A 16,954-nucleotide genomic window follows, 5' to 3' on the forward strand; every position below is an offset into this window, starting at 1 on the left:
AGGTGAGAAAATGGAAGATATTTACCGAGAAACCGTCACCGCCATAGAGAACGGCGCAAATTTCCGGATTGATTTCCAGTCCAGAAGTTTAAAAGTAAACGGGAGACACATGATACGGAACGGCAGGTATGATGGCGCTCCGTGGTTGCCGGAGTACGGCTGCGGGGATTTTTTCACGGATGTGGAGGAGCTGTACCGCCGCTATAAACATTCGATACCATCGGAGCGCAGCCAGAGCAAGTCCCGCCGGTATTTCATGGCATTGCCCGAAAGTGACCTTGAGGACGGGGACATGCTGTACGGGCAACACCGGGATACCGCGCAATTCGAGCTGGAATTCTATATCCTCTGCCGGATTATAGGCGGGTTCACATGGAATCCCGAAACGATGGGCAAATGGTTCTGGCAAAGCGAAAAAGACAAGGACCTGGTGATACTCAGAAAATGGGTGGAACCCGGAAGTAATCAACTATTAACAAATTCACAATGAGCAGAAAGAAACAAGAAACAAAAGTCCTGTGCCCCGGATGCGGCACGGAATTCGCCATCGCGGACAAGGAATTTGCCGCCACGGGCACCGTTATCGGCAAGAATTCGGATTTGGGCACCGTCTATCCGGTGGTGGCCGGCCATAATTCTCCCGCCGGACTTCCCAAAGGGGCGCGGGAGCGTATCGAGGCACTCCGCGGTGCCGGTGTGGACGTGAGCTGCCTGTTCGCCATGCAGGGAGCCGAGGGCGGCGAGTATATCGCCTCCAACAAAGACGGGAAACTTACCATCCTGGATGACAACGACCCGATATTCGGCAGCATCATGGCACAGGGTACCGTTCCCAACAACCGACTCTTCCGCCGGTGGGTCATGGCACAAATGTTCCATATGATGTCATACACGCATTACCGTGAAAAAGAGCCGGCAGGGGTGACCGAGATGATTCACCGGAAAGGCTATGATTACCAGTGGAAAATGCTCTTGAACGAGCTGCACGCCCAGATGAAGATGGAACACAAGGACATCACGGGTTTTGCCGAGAGAAACCGCTGGTTCAACCGTGATGTGGTTTTGGCCATCGCGAGCGACTATGTCAACGCGCTGAAAAAACACGTGGGCAACCTGGAAACAAGAAAATGCAAGGGAGTTCCCTACAAGCGTATACACGGCCGTAATATTTTCGTGGAGGACCTGCAATCCAAACTGTACTACCCGCTTTCCATCGCGATAACCCACATCAGGCACGCGTTGGACGCCACACAGCTTTACAACGCGGTCAGACAGTTCAATGACCGTCGTATCCGGCTGCCATGGGGCACTCCTCAAAGCAAGGCATGGATGGATGCCTATAAGGGAGCCGGGGCGTTCTTTACCATGCAGAACCTGATTCGTTTCCACGGTTGCACGGCTGTCAATGACCGGGGTCGGCGTCTGGACAAGTACCAGTCACTGGCGTTCCTGTCAGCCAAGGCGGAAGAGTATAAAAACGGAGAAGGCTGGCGGTTGCTGGCAGTCCTGAAAAAAATGCTGGCGGACAACAATATCAACATCAAAAAGAAGATGGCGGCATGGCGTAAGAAATAGGCCGTCATCTCCATCCGCCCGGTAGGCGGCACGGTGTGGCGGGTCAGAATAAATTAGTACTCCCTCCATTGAAATGATGCTCATCCCTGTTAACACAAGATGAGCATCTTTCAATGGAGGCATTACATCGAAAACGTAAAGAGATGCCCCTGTTTGACGACCACACCGCTATTCTAATCAAAACGACATAATCCTTTATACGATGAGCAAGAAACAACTACGACGCAGGGCCTACCTGCTGTACCGGTTACGAAAACAGGGTATCCGATGCCTGACACGTTGCCGGACCATCTTCTACCCTTACGGGGAGGATCCTAAATCAGTACCGCAGATCTGCAGCCTGATAAGCGAATTCCATTTCCATGTCCAGTTTGAAATACCCGCCTGACATGAAACCGGGAGACATTGCAACGCTGAAAGTGCCCTACAAGGGCTATCGCCGTATAGAGCTGTTGGAACGGCTCCAATACACCTGGCTGGTACGCATCTGCGAGAGCGGGAAGGAGATCGAGGTCTATGAAGACGAGTTCGAAACGGATTAAAGGCACGGAACAATGAAAGGAGAACAACAGGAAGAACGCATACCGAACTTTATCGGCAATGCCGTCATTATCCTCACAGCCGCCCATCTGGGCTGCGAGGTGGAGATGCTCGCCACCGCACAGGAGGTGTGGCGGACGAAACGCCTGCCCGAGGCGGTACTGCTGGGCATGTACGAAAAGGCCGCATGCGATGCCGTGTCGGCTGTCCGGAAGAGAGGTCTGGCGGAACAGGCTGACCGTCTCGGAGAGATATTTTACAGGACGGGGGAATTTCCCCCGCCGGAAGAAGACAATACATAAAAAGGAGTAACAAATGAAAACAAGGACTTTTCAGGAAATATATGATTTCTGCCGTACGGACGATACCTACCGGAGCTATTTCGAGGCATCGGACGAGTCCCGCATTACCGGAGCAAGGGCAAGAAAGTACTATTACGGCGACATCCGCCGAGGCCAGTGCCGCGTGGGGACATTCATCTACTGCCAGTCGATGCGGCAGCTTGAAAGGTTCCTCGAGGGCGCAAGGCAGGACCACTACATCCATGTTGACCCGCCGGCCTGCCGGGAAGTGAGCCTCAAGGACGATATGTTCCCCGGCCAGACCGCCTATATCGTGGTACATGTCAGGAGGCAGGGTGTGCAGATTGAAATCGAACACCCGTTGCATGGTGGATGGGTGCATTTCACGGCACGCTCCCACCGTCCCTTCACCAGGGAGGGAATCATAGCCGAGGCGAAGTCCTACATTGACAGCCACATCCTGCTGGCACCGGGAAGATACCGGGACTTGCAGCTGGAACATATGGTTTCCAAGGAACAGTTCCCCGCATGGTACAGGCAGTATAAAATGAGGCTGCACGACCGGGCGGAAGCCGAACATCGGGATATGGTGGACAGATACAGGCACAGGAACGACCTTACCTACGGAGAAGCCCGTGACATGCTCGCGGCTTCGGGTATATTCTTCGACCTGAACTGCGACGAGTTCGAGCGGGACGAGATTACGGAACAATTTGTAAGACTTTGTAACAAAACATAATACCCAGGCAAATGAATCTATATAATCAAATCAAATATAACGGGTATCGCATCAACATCTATTATGATGATGACGCCCGAAGCCCGCGTGAAGCGTATGACAATCTCGGTACGCTTTATACGGCACATCGTCGCTACCGCCCGGAGAAGGAGTTTGATGACCACTTCGATATCGACAAGGTTTTTGAAGGGCATATCGGAAATTTCCAGGAATCGTTCCTGAAGGAATATATCGCCCTGCCGGTCTACCTCTACGACCATGGCGGCATTACAATATCCACCTCGCCGTTCAGCTGCCCGTGGGATTCCGGATTTTTCGGAATCATCGCGGTACCGTTGGACAAGGTGCGCCGGGAATACGGGTGGAAGAACATCACCGCGAAACGCAGGAAGCGGATCGAGGGATACCTGCAAGACGAAATCAGTACCCTTGACAACTACTATACCGGGGAAGTTTTCGGGTATCGCATCATGCCGGAAAGTGACGATGACAATGAACTGGACAGTTGTTGGGGATTCTATGGTACGGAATGTATGAAAGAACTGGAAGCCGAATGCAGGCATATTATCGACGGGCAGAACAAAGCGGCAGCATAAAATAGAAAAATACGCATAATAACTGGAAATACAATGAAGACATCATACGGACTTGAATTTGACACGGTAACAGAAATCAATCCTGAATGGAGCGACTATGACAAGACGATAGCAGGATGTCACCTGGCCAATGCCAGGGTGGTCATCGTGGATACGGAATACGGGCAACCGATAGACAATGAGCATGACCTTGAAGAAATCTACCGGATTCTCGAAAAGAAAAAGACAGGCCATACTAAAAATGAACGACATGGAAGAAAAACGAGATAACAAGGAAATCAGGGTACGCCTGCACCATATCGACCGTGGAAACTGCACGGAAGTGTGGGAGGTGCAGACAGAGAAGGGTAAGCCCAGACGCTATCTGGGACGTGACGACGGTTATGGACCGAAGGAGTGGTACACGCTCTGCGATGCTCCCTACGGCTATTGCGAACGCGACTGCCATGTGAGGGAGGACCTCACCCTCATTGTCTGCGACAAAGATTGGAACGAGGTGTTGCGAGACGGAACGGACAGGGAACGCTTTCCTGAAAGTTTCCCTTCACTGGATGAAGCCTGCAACGAGGCATGGAGCAAGGTCGTGAAAGTGCTTCCGCATGTCACGCACAAAGGTTTCGGGCAGTGGATCACCAAACAGTCATTCCTCCCGCTCAGCCAGACCGAAGAATTGAATTGGCGGGATAGCTACTATGAGGAAGAAGCGAGTGAGATACTCTCACGTTTTACATGGATCGGTGAAGAGTATGCCATATTCAAGGTTACCCAGAGGCACACCAAGTGCGACGCCCAATGGTACGAGTATTACGCGGGGAAGACAAACCGGCAGGAACACGAGTGGTATACCCGTTTCTTCGGTTACGAGTACCATGACCGGCATATCAGCGACGTACTCCGGACACTCGGAAGGCGGTGCGACGACATCATCCGTACTGCGGTGGAAACCCGCACGGACCACTATTACGGGCGTACGGTTTCCTGTTTCATGGACGAGTTCATCGGTTACGACCTGTCCCATGAACAGGTCCGTGACGCCAAGGAATGCAGATTGCGCAAGGCACGGGAAGACTACGACGAAGCGAACGCCTACTATTACAAACTGAAAGAGAATGAGGAAAGCATCCGTGGTATCGAATTGATGCTGCACTGCATAAGACAACAAATCCGAAAAATGAAAAGATAATGGCCAGAAAACTACATGTAGCCAGAGTTTGGCAAATCGAATACAAATATCCGGGTATGTATGGCGGGGACGGTCAGGATATCTTTTATGATATCCTGACAATGTTCGAAGTTGATAACTCCGCAGAAGACGCCTATACCGATGACTTCGAAATAGCCCGTTCGGGTCTGCAGCAGCTAAGAAAACATATCTCAGAACAGGATGAAACCTTCCGGCAGAATGCCGAAGAATTTTATTCCTGCCTGGCAAAGGTCGGGATGGACCGGGAAAAGTTTATCGAAGTACTCGATTGTCTAATCAACGGCAGTGACCAAAGCGATGCCTATGTGCATGTCTCATGGTTTTAATGATATGCCATGAAGGCGTTTCGAGCAAACCTGCCGTAACATCAAACCTGTATGAAACCTAAAGATAACGGGCTGGCCAACCTTCATGACCGGAAACGTGAGGAACGCGGTTTCTGCTGCATGCAACTGATCATATTCCTTACAGACAATGGAGTGAAGAGCTGGGATGAATGGCACCGGGCGCATACCGACGCGGCCCGGGGCGAATGCAGATACCGCAAGCGGTGCCCGGTTTATGGACGTAGCAAACATTTAATGAACAATAAATAATATGGTACTTAATATTGTAAAAAACGACCTGCCTGCCTCATGCATTGCAGAATATGTAAGATGCGTATTTGACAATGCCAAAGTAAACATCAAAGATGAAAATGCAGTATCCGTCGACATCGAAGTGACCGGAAAGAACGAGCTGCACTCTTTGGAAGGATTAAAAGAGTTGGAATACTATTTTAAAGATTATGACATAAGAATATGGTGACCGCCATGCAACGGGCGGCAAACCGGAAATTGTTCAACTACAGATAAAAAACAAGCAACATGGAACAGGAAAAACCTACAAAGCCGGAAACAGACAGAACCTTTCCGGAAGACGATGACACACTTTACCGTGAAATGACAGTGCACATGCCCCGCTGCTATTTTCCGACTTCGCTAGGCGAGAACAGTATCCTCAAATTTGCCGGAGAGGAATTCCGCCGCGTCAAGAATATTGTCTGCCGGCGCTACAACTTTAACGAGGACAAATATATCCGGGAGAACGCCGGCGTATCCCCTTTCGACTCTGTTCGAGGCAACTTCGAGCAGGAAGTGTACAGACGTCTCCGTAAGGATTATGCGCACCTCAGTATCATCTCCATCAGAAGATCACTTATGGAGAAAATCCGCGACGCCGTGAAGAAGGAGAACAACATCATCGGCACGTTCTACCGCAACTGCGGCGTACATTACCGGGAGGCGGAATCAGCGGAGTATGAAACCTCCCCGATAGTGGTGGTCCACAATTCCGCTTTTTACGGATACGGCGGTTATGAAAGTGCGACCGTTTATGAACTTTTCATCGACGGGAACGGCAAACTGCTCTGCACGCTCAACGGCGAAGCCGGCGAGGATTTCGATGAGCCCATCGGACAGGTACAGACCGAGGGATTGCTTGAGATTGCCCACTGGCTGGAAGAACACGGGTTCATCTCCGCTGATGTCAATGACGACGAGATTGTCGTATGCGAGGGGTGCGGTTCAGACAATATACAGACCCAGGCATGGGTGGATCCGAATGCCCGTACATTCATCGGTACCACGGGTATAGACCGCTATGATAACTGGTGCGACGAATGCGAGGACCATCAGCCATTCTGTACTTTAAAAGAGTTCAAAGAACGCATGGAGGAATGGTGGAACTCGTTGGACGCAAATCAAATGGAACAGATCACGGGTTGCCGTCAGGACAAGTGTCCGGCCGGAGACAACCATCAGGGGTTTGCCGAAACCTGCAATGAATGGTGGGAAAACAAGGGCTATGACGAGAAACGTAAAATCTGGAAAGAACATAATGACTGCTGATTATGATTTACAATCTTCTTAAACGCATACAGAACCTGTTGGCTTCCAAGCCGTCCGGGACAAAGGAGGAACAGGAAATCCTGAGTCTGGTCAGCCAGGCGCTTCCTGCAATGCTCAATGGGCATGATACGGAAACACTTGCCGCCAATGAGCTGCTGGTACGGATATGCCCCGACACCAAACGGCCGGTCCTCGTATGCCATAACGGCAACGGGCAGTGCCTGTGCCTGCACAACGGGACGACGGAAGAGGATGCCGTCGACGTGGACTTATGGCTGCGTTCCAACGGTAGAGAGTGTAACGGCTACAACAAGTTGCAGGAGGCTGTCGTGGACCTTGCCTACAATGCCGGGGCGGACAACCTGTGGGAGGACAGGGACTCCCGTGCCGTCAATGCCGAGATCGTCCAGTGGGCGGAAGAATTCGAGACTGAGCATGCGGGCACTGATTGGGATGCGGAGGACTACTTCCTTGCCATCGACAGGTTTTACAAGGAAAAGACAAAACAAATGAATCCGGTTACAATACCGGCGAACTGAAAAAATGGCAACCGAATGGACAAGGAAATTGCAGAAGAAATCATCCGGGAAAACCGTTATCCGTCCGGATATGACATACAAGACTATCTGTTTGACAATGAGGATACTGTGCTTTCTCTGGAGGACGGAACGGAGCTGCTTGATGACTTCGACCTCTGGAAAGAACGTTCCGACCTCGAACTTGAAAAAATCATGGACCGGAACTACTGGTCCTCGACTGGTGGATATTAGATTAAAAACAGGAATATAATTATGGTAAGAGAACTTTATCAACGGCTCAGGGAATATTTCAACAACTTACCCGAACCGACAGAAGAGGAAAGACAATTTATCCGGGAGCTGAACGCCGGGTATTTCCCTATCACGTCCGTCCACCGCGATGACCTGGAAGGACAAGGTTTCGATGTGGAAAAGATCAGCGATGACGACATGCAGAATCTGGCGGAAAAGATGGCCGACGATTACTGCGAACAGTTGTTCTGGCCCAGCATGGAAATCATTGCCGGAGAAATCCTGAGTTTCCCGAAAGTAAAAACAAAAGACATTATCTGTCCGAAATGCAATTCGGAAAATATCCGTTATGATATTCACGAAAGTCGGTTCCACTGCGGCGAGTGTTCCCTAGCATGGGATGACAAGTTATATGCACTCGTGGAATTTCCCGAGGAAAGTGCTCCTTTCGAGGAAGAAGGAACCGGTTATCCGGCATGGGGAAGCGGGGACAACGGGGCGCTTTACGTGCCCGAGGAAGACTATATACGCCATACCGGCAAATCTCCCGAACGGGACAAGTGTTACCGTGCCGTGTGTTGGCCGGACTCCCAGAAATACATGGGAACGAAAGGTTGTGAACCCATACAGGATGAAAACGGGATACGGGATTTTGGCACATCGGCATACTGGGTGCCGCTGCTTCTGACGGAAGAAGCGGCAGAGCGACGAATGGACAAGAAAAAAGCACCGGTATGCCCCGAATGTGGGGGCACAGATATTGACATTCTGAGTGACGAGGGCGTGGCCGTATGCAATGACTGCTGCCTTGAATGGCCTTACGCGGAGGATTGAGAATGGAAACGGTAGATGTTTATACGGAACGAGGCGACCTGGTCACCTGTTCCGATTGCGGCAAGGTGATGCTCCTGCCGTATGGAGCGGATAAATGTCCCGCCTGCAAGAAAGAAGGTTGCCTGGTATGGACGGACGAAAGCTTGCGGGAAGCCGACATCGACTCCCTGCTCGAGAGGCACTGTAACCTGCACCAGAAGAGCGAACTGCAACCGGAGGAGTATCTTTCACTTTCCATACTGGTGACCGAGTATATTCCGTATCTGGCCGATAAACCGCAGACAGCGCGTGAAACCCTGTTCCTACTCCTTGAAACCGGCTCTCTTTTCGAGAAATACTGGCGGGATACAAGATGCTTCCAATCCGAAAATATCTACACGCCCGCCATCAAGACACTGCTTGACAAACTGGACGTGAAACTGCGAGAGGGCGACACGATTCCGGTAGAATACCAGGATTGCCGCTCCCTGGAGGACTTCTTCAGGGTCGTTGCCGGCGAGCGTCCGGCAAAGGAAGAGGTATCGTTTTCTTCAGATAAGGAGGGAAACTATTATTTCAACGGACGCAAGGTCAAGGTGGAAAATTCTGACGAGTACGCCTACCGCCTGCTGAAAACCAAAATACAGACGAGCTACCGGCGTCCGGTAGATTTTTACTTCCGCTTCCTTGCCCGTTTCGGACCATACGGAACTTATGGCAACGTGTATTACCCGAGTATCACGGACCTGATATGCAGGCGTTACCTGCCTGAAACCGCAAAATGAATTCCGGAAAGGCGATGGACAACGGTTCACCGCCTTTCTTATTGTATAACTTTTTTAATATCAATCATTATGGCAACAGCATTAGCAACAACGGCCGCCCCCGTGCAGTTCGATTTCCAGAACAACAACGTCGAGGTGATGACGCTCGACACGCTCCGGCGCACACACAAGGAAAATGACATCTATGGCAACCCGCTCAAGGGAATCTACCATTACGAGGTGATAGAGCGCATGGCGGACATCTGCCAGAAACACAACCTGAATTACGAGGTGGAGGAAATCTTCGCCGCCCAGAACAAGAACAAGGCACAGCCCGGCGTGGTCGTCCTGCCCCAGGTGGAACAAAAGTACGGGGCGATGGCCGTCGAGGCGCATATCCTGCGCCGCGTTTATACGACCATCCGCATTAAGGAATGGGAAACGGACGAGCTGACCACGACGCTTGTCATCGCCTTCCATCAGGACGGCATCCAGGCGGCCATCGGCCCGTGCGTCAGGGTGTGCCACAACCAGTGCATCCTCTCCCCCGAACGCAGTGTGTCGAACTACGGGAAAGACAAAGTCACCACCGAAGAGCTTTTCGGTCGTGTAGACGAGTGGCTCTCGAACTTCGAGGTACAGATGAACGAGGACAGGGAACGCATCCGCCGCCTGAAAGCGAAAGTAATTACCCCGGTGGAGATGTACGCCTACATCGGATTGCTGACAGCATTGCGCGTATCGCATGACAGTTCCGACAAGCGTCTTTCGTCCAAGGTGGAGACCTATCCCCTGAACCAGTCCCAGATTTCCATCTTCACCGAGGACCTGCTCAAACTCACCGAAGAGAAGAAGACGCTCACGGCGTGGGATATCTATAACGTGGCAACCGAAATCTACAAGCCCGGACGTACGGACATTCCGGCCATGATTCCCCAGAACGGGGCGCTGGCCGAGCTGATGCTCTCGGAAGGGTTGCCGGAATCTTAAAAGGCTGCCACGTGACAAGAATCAAGGGACAACTGACGACAGCCGACTACCTGCCCATAGCGGAATATAACAGGCTGGTCCGCGGGCTTGAGAAGGACGGCGAGTACCTGTGGGAGACCTACTGCTGGCTGTCGTTCTGCACGGCATGCAGGGCCTCCGACGTGAGGACCCTGCGCTGGAAAGACATCTTAGGAAAAAGCACCATGACCCGCATCGAGCAGAAAACAAAGAAAAACCGCCTGATCAAGTTCAACAGGGACGTGCAGGAGAAGAACCGTTTCCTGTACGAGATGCTCGGACAACCCGCCCCCGAACAGTACATCTTTCTCAGCCCGCGTACCGGGAAACCTTACTCGCTGGAATACATCAACAGGCTGCTCAAGGTATTCAAGGTAAGGTACAGGCTGCCGATCAGGGCATTCTCCACACATACCTTCCGCAAGACTTTCGGGCGCTATGTCTACGAGCTGATGGGACGCTCGGCCGAGGGCCTGATCCTGCTCAACCAGATATTCCGCCATTCCAACCTGGAAACCACCCGGCGCTACATCGGGCTGGCGCAGGAGGACATCGACAAAGTGTTCGATTCCATACGTCTATGAGAATATTTTCAACGATGCCCGGAACCCGAGCGGGAGGTTCCGGGCTATGCTTTATATAACATATCAAAATCAGAACTGTAAATGGACACACCGATATATATCGACACATACTTCCGCGTCGAGTCCGGCTATGACGGCGGTCGCATGCCGGAAGAGAAAGCCGGACGCTTCTTCGACGAGGTAAAGCGCCTTTTCACGGAAACAGGGTTCAGCATCAAGGAAAACAAATACAAAGACGGTTGTCCCGAGGTGTATCTCGGAAAGACATGCCTGTACTGTCATCCCCAATCGTTATCGGGCCCTGTTCTTAAAGAGCACATGGAGCTTATCGAGAAGATTCTGGCACAAGGAACGACCTTCCGGTACCTGCGTACTGACACTTACGGCGAGATTCTCGACCTGACGGAGGAGGAAGAACTCGCGTATTACCACAAGACTCATGACATGACTATCGGGGGTGTCTTTCTCGACGCCTTCCGCACCAAGCGCCGGAACCTGTACAAGAGCCGGGAGCAGGTGCTGGAAATACTCGTCGAAAAGCTGCGTGTCAAGACACTCCGTGGGAAGTCCGTTTATTCGAACACCTCCCCGGCATACCGTTATATCAGGGAAATGTACGGGAAAATGGTGTCTGAAGGACGGCTCGTCGAGGGATGCAAGCAAACCGCTTCCGGGAAACTGCCGCTCTGCCGCACGGCAACCGGCAGGGAACTGAAAATGAAAAGACGGGAAGACGACAGGACGGAATGACACGCGGTTCCGTACCGGACATGGCCGGATACCAGTCCGAAGACTTCTGTAAATCATAATTTTCAAGCCGGACTGTCAATCGAAAGAAGGACGACCCGGCTATACTTCAACAACAAGAGATAGCACTATTATGAGCATACAAATCGGAAAACTGTTGCCGGACGGCAGTGTCCGGCACATCAAGGCGCTCCATGAGACGCTTTCAAAAGACCTTGTGAGGAAACTCCGGGTGTTCTATCCCAATGACAGACGGGTAGATGCCCTGCTGTCGCTGGGCGACATCCAAAAACTGGGACCGTCACCCTATGGAAAATGGACCGGAACCGGCGATGCCGTCCACTGTTTTTCAAAGATCCGTGACGGACGGGAAACACCGCGGCAATCCGCATCACGCATCGCGGACAACGCAGACATTTTCGGCCGCATGGAGGACACGTGCCTCCTGTTCGATAACGGCAGATGGCATCTCATGGACAAGGGAGAACACTGTGAACCGCCGCTCTTCGTCGAAGATACGCCCTCCCATGACAGTATGAAACCGATCACGGTGTATGTGAATAACCATGTCCGACTCGAAAAGATAAATACACCGCAGCACTGGCAGGGACTTGAGGAACTCGCCGAACGGGAATCCAGGATACTCTATGTCTACCGGGGGTGCCGCCTTGTGAGAATCGTCCGTTCATCCAACCTTAAAAAGAAACTGTATGCGGCACAATAACATCGTATCGGCCATAGAATGGCTGCCGGAACACCTGTTCACGGAAGAGATCGTGGAAGCAGCCGTCGAAAGCAAGGAAATAGAGGTACTGAGCCATATTCCGGGACGTTTCCTCACACCCGAACGTATAGAACGAATCATCGCGGGCAGCACGGAGAGCTGGCACAGCTTCGAGTTGCGCAATATCCCGGAGGCGTACCGTTCGGGAGCAGTCTGTGACTACGCCACGCGCAAAAAACCGAAGAATATCACGGCTGTTCCCGAAGCAATGGTTACCCGAGAAATGGCAGAAGCGGTCATCCAAAACGGACGCGGGGATTTCGACATTCTCGCCTTCATACCTGAACGCCTTTGGGACGCGCAACTGGCATACCTGGCCTTGCGCAGCTATATTTACGACCCGTATTACACGGACAGCAGGACAGACGCCGTCATGAAAACGGGTCTTATCCTCGGATATGTCCCCGTTGAGGTAAAGACTCAAGAGTTCTATTACGGGATGCTCGACGGGATGAAAATATTGAGCACGGTTACCGATGCCGTCGTGCCGTCCCGTTTCAAGACTGCGGCATACTACCGCAAGATGGCGGAACATGACCTCTCGCTTGTTCCCGCCCGGTTCTATTCCTATGAGATTCTCCATGCGGCTGTCTGTTCGACCGAAGGAAAAAACTTCATCACAGACCCCCAGTTTTTCAAGCCGTTGTCGGTATATCTGGACGACATGCTGGCGGACCGGCTGATGGAGAAACACCCTTACATGTTCGGGGAGTTGCCGAAGCGGTTCAAGACACCGGAAAGACTGGTCATTGCCATCGATAACAGCAAACGGGAGACGAACTGCTATATCGACGAGGAAACTGAACAATCCCTGCTCACGGTGGAAGTGTGCAAGGCATTCATCCGAAGAAACGGCAACTGTCCCGAATTTCCTGAAAATGTATGGACGCGGGAATTTGTCGACTACTGCATGGAGCACGGGACGTGTTTCCGCTGGTTCCGCCAGATGCCCAAAAAGTTCCAGACCTACGCGAACACGCAGGCGGCGTATGATTACGGCCATCACCATATCTGTGACTTTGCCAAACGGTTCATCACCCCACAAATGGCGAAGGAGTGCTACCGGGAGCGCAGTTATGCACGTGCCATCCCCGGACATTTCCTCACGGAGTTCTGCCGACAGACCGGACTGCCCGAGAAGTTCTACGGCGGGGAAACCACGATGCTGTCGCTGAAAAACAGCCGTGACGACTATACTTACTGCAAAGTCGGCAATACCTGTCTGGCCTTTTACCTGAAAGAACAATACGAGCCGTCCTCGGCACATCTGATGATGACGCGGTCGGATTCAAAATACTGCACGCCGGAGAAGGTGTTCGACGTGCCTGTCGGAACCTTCCACCGCACGTGGCTGGAAAAGATCGTGGCGGAAAACGACCCCCGCTTTGTCAAACCCCGTGTGGACAAAGCGTTGAAAGCCGTACAGGCGGTCTGCTATTACGGTGTCGAGAAGTTGAAGGACCTGAACCGTACGGAAATCTTCCGCAACACCTTCATGGGCGAGACCATCGGTTACTGCGCCCGCCGCAGGGACCTGACCTACCACAGCGACAACTGCGGGACCCTTATCGAGGGCTTGAAGTTCAAGATCCGGGGAATGGCTGTCCCCGTAACCCTGGCGGAAGACATGACTCCTTATACGGCCGACATGCTGCACCGGAAGTTCGGCTTCTGCTATATCGGAATGACGGCATTCGCCACGGACTACGGCCTGGACATGGAGAAGGCATACACCTTTGCACAGATGCGCCAGATCGTAAGGGAGAAAGGGCACAAGCCGTCATTGAGAAACTACAAACGTGAACTGAAACAAATAAACATCATACAATGAAAAAATACCGGATAGCTATCGAAGAGACGCTCCGTAAGGTCGTGGAGATCGAGGCGGAAACGCCCGGTCTGGCCGTCTGCAGGGCGGAAGACGAATACAATGAAGAGAAACACGTGCTGTCAGCCGACAATTTCGCAGGAGCTGACATCGCGCTCTCGACTGATGACATCACGGTCATGGAGACTCTGGAAGACGTGGGTTTCATCGGATACGTGCAATGCCGTTTTGAGGAATGCCGGGAGTCCATATCCGTCGAAGACAAAGTCCGGCTGGCATTCGGAAGTTTCGACAACGCCCTGTATGAGTTCGGCGAATACCGTAAGGAGGCGGCCCGGAACCGCCCGCAGGTCTACCTGCTGTACCGGAGCGATGCCTGGCACAACCGTTCTTCCATGGAGCTCATAGCCCCGTTCTCCTCCCTCGAAAACATGATGGAGTACCTGCGGCGTAAGAAGAAGGAATTCCGCCTGACGGAAAGTGATCTGGAAGAGTTCAAGAACAACCGGCAGACGAAGGGGCGCGGCGAAAACTACCTGTACGAGTCGGATTATCTGGATGTGCTGCCGGAACAGGAACCCGAACTGCCGCCGAAAGATGACGCTTTCTATGACAAGGTTTTCACCTGCGGGCAATCCGAGCTGTCACGCAGGGAGTTGGAATCTCTGCCGGAGCCGTTCGATACCTACCATGTTACGGACGAAGAAATGGAACAGATTGTGTACGAAACGGAAATGGAGACACGGGACCGGCTGCGGCTCGGTAAAAGAAAGCCCATAGATTTTGACAATGACCGCCATAGTGAAATCTGGTGGGAAGAAATGGAAAAAGCAGTGGTAAGGCACGGCGTACCGTACTACGAGGCCGAATAACGAAAATAGAACCTGTTCATCACATGCCATAATGATGACGGGCCGTCGCGGCTACGGCTGCGGCGGTCTTTTTTTTCAAAACGAGGTGAGTATTCCACCCCTTATACAAAACGATTACCTACTCTTAAAAAAACGGATTTATGAAACAGACAAGACAGGATTTCTTCACGGCGAACGGGGAAGGAATCAAAATCATGACATTTACGGAGTTCGCCCGGCATATCCTGCGTATGGAATGCGGGGAAAGTCTGGAACTGTATGCCGTTGTGAACCGGCAGACACGGGAATGCTCCCGGCCGCTCTCTGTCAGAAAGGAACAATGGAACGGTACGCCCTTTTACCTGCTCGGCGGGCACGGGCAGGAAGTTCGTACCATCAATTTTGCGGGTCGTCCGAAAGAGGAGTTTGAAACGACCTGCCATGATGTCTTGGACAGCTACGATGCCGTGGAAAGTATCGGGGCGGTCGTGTCAAGACTGCGTGAATTATCTCCTGAAGAACTGCATAAGCGGATTGCGGAAGAGATGAAGACCGGCTGTAAATACCTGTTGGTCTACCGCAGCGAGGAGGAGATGACGGCCGCACTCGACGGCAAGATATACGCCATCAACGATACGGACGGCAAATTCCTTTGCGACCTGTATCAGCCGGATTATCTCCATCTGGAAAACGGGGGCGATATTGTGGACACCGCATCCATTCCGGACATGCATTTCCATTCCGATTGGGCAATCGCCAACCCCACGGTACGCGACAAGGTGCTCTCCTCCCGGATGGTGATTATATATACCCACGAAACGGTAACGCTATGATAGAGATTGGCAACAGGATAGAAACGCCGGAAGGTGTGTTCTATGAACTGGAATACGGAGGGGAAGGAAACATCTACAAGAACGAGGATGCCTTTCTCAACCGCCCCGATGAAGTGTGCTATGTACCTGAATACGCGGCAGAAGACCGTGAGGACTGGCGTGTGTCGGAGAGCAGTGACGGCTGTTTCACGCATAACTCACTGCTCGCCCTGTGCAAGGGTAATGAAGAGGTGTGCCAGGATCTGTTTTACAGCCTTGAATGGACGTACCCGACCACCTTGCTGGAAGAATGGGACTCGAACGGCTATTTCGATGAGATCGAGGGCTGGTATGACAGTAACGATTAAATGGAACGGCATATCATGGACAGGAAATACAAAATCACATACTCGGGAAAAATCACGGGCAAGACCCCGAACTACATATTGAGCCTGCGGGCGCATCTGAAAGGCATCTTCCCTGAAATGGAACGGTATGGTAAGGAAGAATTCGACCACGTGCTTCATTGCATCAGCTCGTTCATTGATGATTTTACCTTCAAGGTACGCAATTCCCGATACCGGGGAGACATCCTGAAAAGGACTATCAGTAACGACTGCCTGAAAGTGTTCAACCTGGGTGACGAGAAAGTGATACTGACCGTCTCCTTCACCCCGCTGGAAACATGAAACCAACAATATGACAGATATGGATAAAATACAGAAAGACAATGCGGAGCCGGGCAAAGCCCCGGACAAAATGAGCGCCGACAAGCTGCATCTGTTCGCCACCCAGTACGCCTTTATCGACGGACGGCTGCACGAGGCCGAGCAAGCCATGCTGAAATTCATGCTGGAGTTCCTGGCACAATATGGCCGCGTATCACTCGGCCTTACAGAAGAGGAGGAACTCGATGACAACAACTTCCCCGTCACGACAACCTTGTACGGGAAGCACGACACGCCCCGTATCAAGCTTACCGATGTCTACCTGACGGATGACGGGGAATATCTCCTTGCTGACGGAATAGATGCGGAGACCGGGGAAAAACGGGACGGATTCTATATCTACAGCGAACAATACGCCGATATCTTCCAGTTCGTCGGCCACGCTTCGGAGATGAACTGACGAATGAGGAACAACCATAA

26 protein-coding genes are annotated in these 16,954 nt (G+C 52.0%); all 26 read left to right on the top strand.

Features of this window, described 5'->3' with window-relative positions:
- Positions 1 to 10 precede the first annotated feature (10 nt).
- The 26 genes from HMPREF9448_RS01240 to HMPREF9448_RS01360 all read left to right on the top strand — a co-directional run bounded on the left by HMPREF9448_RS01240 (position 11) and on the right by HMPREF9448_RS01360 (position 16,934).
- Positions 11 to 490 carry a hypothetical protein gene (locus HMPREF9448_RS01240; RefSeq protein WP_004293642.1) on the top strand — a complete coding sequence of 160 codons (480 nt, stop codon included), beginning with the start codon at positions 11 to 13 and terminating at the stop codon, positions 488 to 490.
- On the top strand, positions 487 to 1,575 hold the full coding sequence (locus HMPREF9448_RS01245) for a hypothetical protein (protein ID WP_008143029.1): 1,089 nt from the start codon (positions 487 to 489) through the stop codon (positions 1,573 to 1,575). The genes HMPREF9448_RS01240 and HMPREF9448_RS01245 overlap by 4 nt, the downstream gene beginning before the upstream one ends.
- A gap of 362 nt (positions 1,576 to 1,937) precedes the next feature.
- Entirely contained in the window at positions 1,938 to 2,117 is a 180-nt protein-coding gene (locus HMPREF9448_RS14340) for a hypothetical protein (protein WP_004322731.1), read from the top strand.
- A 12-nt stretch (positions 2,118 to 2,129) separates the two neighbouring features.
- Positions 2,130 to 2,417, top strand: a complete 288-nt coding sequence (locus HMPREF9448_RS01250) for a hypothetical protein (protein ID WP_004322729.1) — start codon at positions 2,130 to 2,132, stop codon at positions 2,415 to 2,417.
- A 13-nt stretch (positions 2,418 to 2,430) separates the two neighbouring features.
- Positions 2,431 to 3,156, top strand: coding sequence for a hypothetical protein (locus HMPREF9448_RS01255; RefSeq protein ID WP_008860791.1), 726 nt, complete (start codon positions 2,431 to 2,433; stop codon positions 3,154 to 3,156).
- An 11-nt stretch (positions 3,157 to 3,167) separates the two neighbouring features.
- Complete coding sequence (locus HMPREF9448_RS01260; protein WP_008860792.1) at positions 3,168 to 3,752, top strand: hypothetical protein; 585 nt, start codon at positions 3,168 to 3,170, stop codon at positions 3,750 to 3,752.
- 33 nt (positions 3,753 to 3,785) lie between these two features.
- A complete protein-coding gene (locus tag HMPREF9448_RS01265; RefSeq protein WP_004322721.1) occupies positions 3,786 to 4,022 on the top strand; it encodes a hypothetical protein in 237 nt (78 codons plus the stop codon).
- Entirely contained in the window at positions 4,003 to 4,935 is a 933-nt protein-coding gene (locus tag HMPREF9448_RS01270; RefSeq protein ID WP_008143040.1) for a hypothetical protein, read from the top strand. The genes HMPREF9448_RS01265 and HMPREF9448_RS01270 overlap by 20 nt, the downstream gene beginning before the upstream one ends.
- Positions 4,935 to 5,282, top strand: coding sequence for a hypothetical protein (locus HMPREF9448_RS01275; protein ID WP_008143041.1), 348 nt, complete (start codon positions 4,935 to 4,937; stop codon positions 5,280 to 5,282). The genes HMPREF9448_RS01270 and HMPREF9448_RS01275 overlap by 1 nt, the downstream gene beginning before the upstream one ends.
- 51 nt (positions 5,283 to 5,333) lie before the next feature.
- Complete coding sequence (locus HMPREF9448_RS01280; protein ID WP_004293651.1) at positions 5,334 to 5,552, top strand: hypothetical protein; 219 nt, start codon at positions 5,334 to 5,336, stop codon at positions 5,550 to 5,552.
- A 1-nt stretch (position 5,553) separates the two neighbouring features.
- A complete protein-coding gene (locus HMPREF9448_RS01285) occupies positions 5,554 to 5,763 on the top strand; it encodes a hypothetical protein (RefSeq protein WP_004293652.1) in 210 nt (69 codons plus the stop codon).
- A 146-nt stretch (positions 5,764 to 5,909) separates the two neighbouring features.
- The gene (locus tag HMPREF9448_RS01290) at positions 5,910 to 6,845 is read left to right on the top strand and encodes a hypothetical protein (RefSeq protein ID WP_229065956.1); all 936 of its coding nucleotides are present in this window, start codon (positions 5,910 to 5,912) and stop codon (positions 6,843 to 6,845) included.
- Between the two features lie 2 nt (positions 6,846 to 6,847).
- Positions 6,848 to 7,384 carry a hypothetical protein gene (locus HMPREF9448_RS01295; protein WP_004293654.1) on the top strand — a complete coding sequence of 179 codons (537 nt, stop codon included), beginning with the start codon at positions 6,848 to 6,850 and terminating at the stop codon, positions 7,382 to 7,384.
- A gap of 15 nt (positions 7,385 to 7,399) precedes the next feature.
- Positions 7,400 to 7,615, top strand: coding sequence for a hypothetical protein (locus tag HMPREF9448_RS01300; RefSeq protein ID WP_004303944.1), 216 nt, complete (start codon positions 7,400 to 7,402; stop codon positions 7,613 to 7,615).
- 21 nt (positions 7,616 to 7,636) lie between these two features.
- Positions 7,637 to 8,449, top strand: a complete 813-nt coding sequence (locus HMPREF9448_RS01305; RefSeq protein ID WP_008860793.1) for a hypothetical protein — start codon at positions 7,637 to 7,639, stop codon at positions 8,447 to 8,449.
- The gene (locus tag HMPREF9448_RS01310; RefSeq protein ID WP_004293657.1) at positions 8,428 to 9,213 is read left to right on the top strand and encodes a hypothetical protein; all 786 of its coding nucleotides are present in this window, start codon (positions 8,428 to 8,430) and stop codon (positions 9,211 to 9,213) included. The genes HMPREF9448_RS01305 and HMPREF9448_RS01310 overlap by 22 nt, the downstream gene beginning before the upstream one ends.
- Before the next feature lie 69 nt (positions 9,214 to 9,282).
- The gene (locus HMPREF9448_RS01315) at positions 9,283 to 10,182 is read left to right on the top strand and encodes a DUF932 domain-containing protein (RefSeq protein WP_004293658.1); all 900 of its coding nucleotides are present in this window, start codon (positions 9,283 to 9,285) and stop codon (positions 10,180 to 10,182) included.
- Between the two features lie 11 nt (positions 10,183 to 10,193).
- Positions 10,194 to 10,784 (top strand): tyrosine-type recombinase/integrase, encoded by a 591-nt coding sequence (locus HMPREF9448_RS01320; protein ID WP_004293659.1) that lies wholly within the window; start codon positions 10,194 to 10,196, stop codon positions 10,782 to 10,784.
- Between the two features lie 81 nt (positions 10,785 to 10,865).
- Positions 10,866 to 11,534 (top strand): hypothetical protein, encoded by a 669-nt coding sequence (locus HMPREF9448_RS01325; protein ID WP_004293660.1) that lies wholly within the window; start codon positions 10,866 to 10,868, stop codon positions 11,532 to 11,534.
- 130 nt (positions 11,535 to 11,664) lie between these two features.
- Complete coding sequence (locus HMPREF9448_RS01330) at positions 11,665 to 12,255, top strand: hypothetical protein (protein WP_008860794.1); 591 nt, start codon at positions 11,665 to 11,667, stop codon at positions 12,253 to 12,255.
- Positions 12,242 to 14,146 (top strand): hypothetical protein, encoded by a 1,905-nt coding sequence (locus HMPREF9448_RS01335; RefSeq protein ID WP_008860795.1) that lies wholly within the window; start codon positions 12,242 to 12,244, stop codon positions 14,144 to 14,146. Before HMPREF9448_RS01330 ends, HMPREF9448_RS01335 begins: the two co-directional genes overlap by 14 nt.
- A complete protein-coding gene (locus HMPREF9448_RS01340; RefSeq protein WP_008860796.1) occupies positions 14,143 to 15,015 on the top strand; it encodes a DpnD/PcfM family protein in 873 nt (290 codons plus the stop codon). The genes HMPREF9448_RS01335 and HMPREF9448_RS01340 overlap by 4 nt, the downstream gene beginning before the upstream one ends.
- 140 nt (positions 15,016 to 15,155) lie before the next feature.
- Complete coding sequence (locus tag HMPREF9448_RS01345; protein ID WP_008860797.1) at positions 15,156 to 15,827, top strand: hypothetical protein; 672 nt, start codon at positions 15,156 to 15,158, stop codon at positions 15,825 to 15,827.
- Positions 15,824 to 16,174 (top strand): hypothetical protein, encoded by a 351-nt coding sequence (locus HMPREF9448_RS01350; protein WP_004293665.1) that lies wholly within the window; start codon positions 15,824 to 15,826, stop codon positions 16,172 to 16,174. The genes HMPREF9448_RS01345 and HMPREF9448_RS01350 overlap by 4 nt, the downstream gene beginning before the upstream one ends.
- On the top strand, positions 16,175 to 16,495 hold the full coding sequence (locus tag HMPREF9448_RS01355; RefSeq protein WP_004293666.1) for a hypothetical protein: 321 nt from the start codon (positions 16,175 to 16,177) through the stop codon (positions 16,493 to 16,495).
- A gap of 19 nt (positions 16,496 to 16,514) precedes the next feature.
- Entirely contained in the window at positions 16,515 to 16,934 is a 420-nt protein-coding gene (locus HMPREF9448_RS01360) for a hypothetical protein (RefSeq protein WP_004303935.1), read from the top strand.
- The last annotated feature ends 20 nt before the right edge of the window (positions 16,935 to 16,954 follow it).

This window comes from Barnesiella intestinihominis YIT 11860 (assembly GCF_000296465.1).
Taxonomy (GTDB): Bacteria; Bacteroidota; Bacteroidia; order Bacteroidales; family Barnesiellaceae; genus Barnesiella; species Barnesiella intestinihominis.

What these genes read in the sequence shown, in the direction of transcription:
- HMPREF9448_RS01305 (WP_008860793.1), top strand. Translation starts at nt 7,637, where the DNA reads ATGGTAAGAGAACTTTATCAACGGCTCAGGGAATATTTCAACAACTTA.
- HMPREF9448_RS01285 (WP_004293652.1), top strand. Translation starts at nt 5,554, where the DNA reads ATGGTACTTAATATTGTAAAAAACGACCTGCCTGCCTCATGCATTGCA.
- HMPREF9448_RS01310 (WP_004293657.1), top strand. Translation starts at nt 8,428, where the DNA reads ATGGCCTTACGCGGAGGATTGAGAATGGAAACGGTAGATGTTTATACG.
- HMPREF9448_RS01280 (WP_004293651.1), top strand. Translation starts at nt 5,334, where the DNA reads ATGAAACCTAAAGATAACGGGCTGGCCAACCTTCATGACCGGAAACGT.
- HMPREF9448_RS01255 (WP_008860791.1), top strand. Translation starts at nt 2,431, where the DNA reads ATGAAAACAAGGACTTTTCAGGAAATATATGATTTCTGCCGTACGGAC.
- HMPREF9448_RS01265 (WP_004322721.1), top strand. Translation starts at nt 3,786, where the DNA reads ATGAAGACATCATACGGACTTGAATTTGACACGGTAACAGAAATCAAT.
- HMPREF9448_RS01335 (WP_008860795.1), top strand. Translation starts at nt 12,242, where the DNA reads ATGCGGCACAATAACATCGTATCGGCCATAGAATGGCTGCCGGAACAC.
- HMPREF9448_RS01360 (WP_004303935.1), top strand. Translation starts at nt 16,515, where the DNA reads ATGGATAAAATACAGAAAGACAATGCGGAGCCGGGCAAAGCCCCGGAC.
- HMPREF9448_RS01250 (WP_004322729.1), top strand. Translation starts at nt 2,130, where the DNA reads ATGAAAGGAGAACAACAGGAAGAACGCATACCGAACTTTATCGGCAAT.
- HMPREF9448_RS01330 (WP_008860794.1), top strand. Translation starts at nt 11,665, where the DNA reads ATGAGCATACAAATCGGAAAACTGTTGCCGGACGGCAGTGTCCGGCAC.
- HMPREF9448_RS01270 (WP_008143040.1), top strand. Translation starts at nt 4,003, where the DNA reads ATGGAAGAAAAACGAGATAACAAGGAAATCAGGGTACGCCTGCACCAT.
- HMPREF9448_RS01315 (WP_004293658.1), top strand. Translation starts at nt 9,283, where the DNA reads ATGGCAACAGCATTAGCAACAACGGCCGCCCCCGTGCAGTTCGATTTC.
- HMPREF9448_RS01260 (WP_008860792.1), top strand. Translation starts at nt 3,168, where the DNA reads ATGAATCTATATAATCAAATCAAATATAACGGGTATCGCATCAACATC.
- HMPREF9448_RS01245 (WP_008143029.1), top strand. Translation starts at nt 487, where the DNA reads ATGAGCAGAAAGAAACAAGAAACAAAAGTCCTGTGCCCCGGATGCGGC.
- HMPREF9448_RS01350 (WP_004293665.1), top strand. Translation starts at nt 15,824, where the DNA reads ATGATAGAGATTGGCAACAGGATAGAAACGCCGGAAGGTGTGTTCTAT.
- HMPREF9448_RS01325 (WP_004293660.1), top strand. Translation starts at nt 10,866, where the DNA reads ATGGACACACCGATATATATCGACACATACTTCCGCGTCGAGTCCGGC.
- HMPREF9448_RS14340 (WP_004322731.1), top strand. Translation starts at nt 1,938, where the DNA reads ATGTCCAGTTTGAAATACCCGCCTGACATGAAACCGGGAGACATTGCA.
- HMPREF9448_RS01290 (WP_229065956.1), top strand. Translation starts at nt 5,910, where the DNA reads ATGCCCCGCTGCTATTTTCCGACTTCGCTAGGCGAGAACAGTATCCTC.
- HMPREF9448_RS01295 (WP_004293654.1), top strand. Translation starts at nt 6,848, where the DNA reads ATGATTTACAATCTTCTTAAACGCATACAGAACCTGTTGGCTTCCAAG.
- HMPREF9448_RS01300 (WP_004303944.1), top strand. Translation starts at nt 7,400, where the DNA reads ATGGACAAGGAAATTGCAGAAGAAATCATCCGGGAAAACCGTTATCCG.
- HMPREF9448_RS01275 (WP_008143041.1), top strand. Translation starts at nt 4,935, where the DNA reads ATGGCCAGAAAACTACATGTAGCCAGAGTTTGGCAAATCGAATACAAA.
- HMPREF9448_RS01340 (WP_008860796.1), top strand. Translation starts at nt 14,143, where the DNA reads ATGAAAAAATACCGGATAGCTATCGAAGAGACGCTCCGTAAGGTCGTG.
- HMPREF9448_RS01355 (WP_004293666.1), top strand. Translation starts at nt 16,175, where the DNA reads ATGGAACGGCATATCATGGACAGGAAATACAAAATCACATACTCGGGA.
- HMPREF9448_RS01345 (WP_008860797.1), top strand. Translation starts at nt 15,156, where the DNA reads ATGAAACAGACAAGACAGGATTTCTTCACGGCGAACGGGGAAGGAATC.
- HMPREF9448_RS01240 (WP_004293642.1), top strand. Translation starts at nt 11, where the DNA reads ATGGAAGATATTTACCGAGAAACCGTCACCGCCATAGAGAACGGCGCA.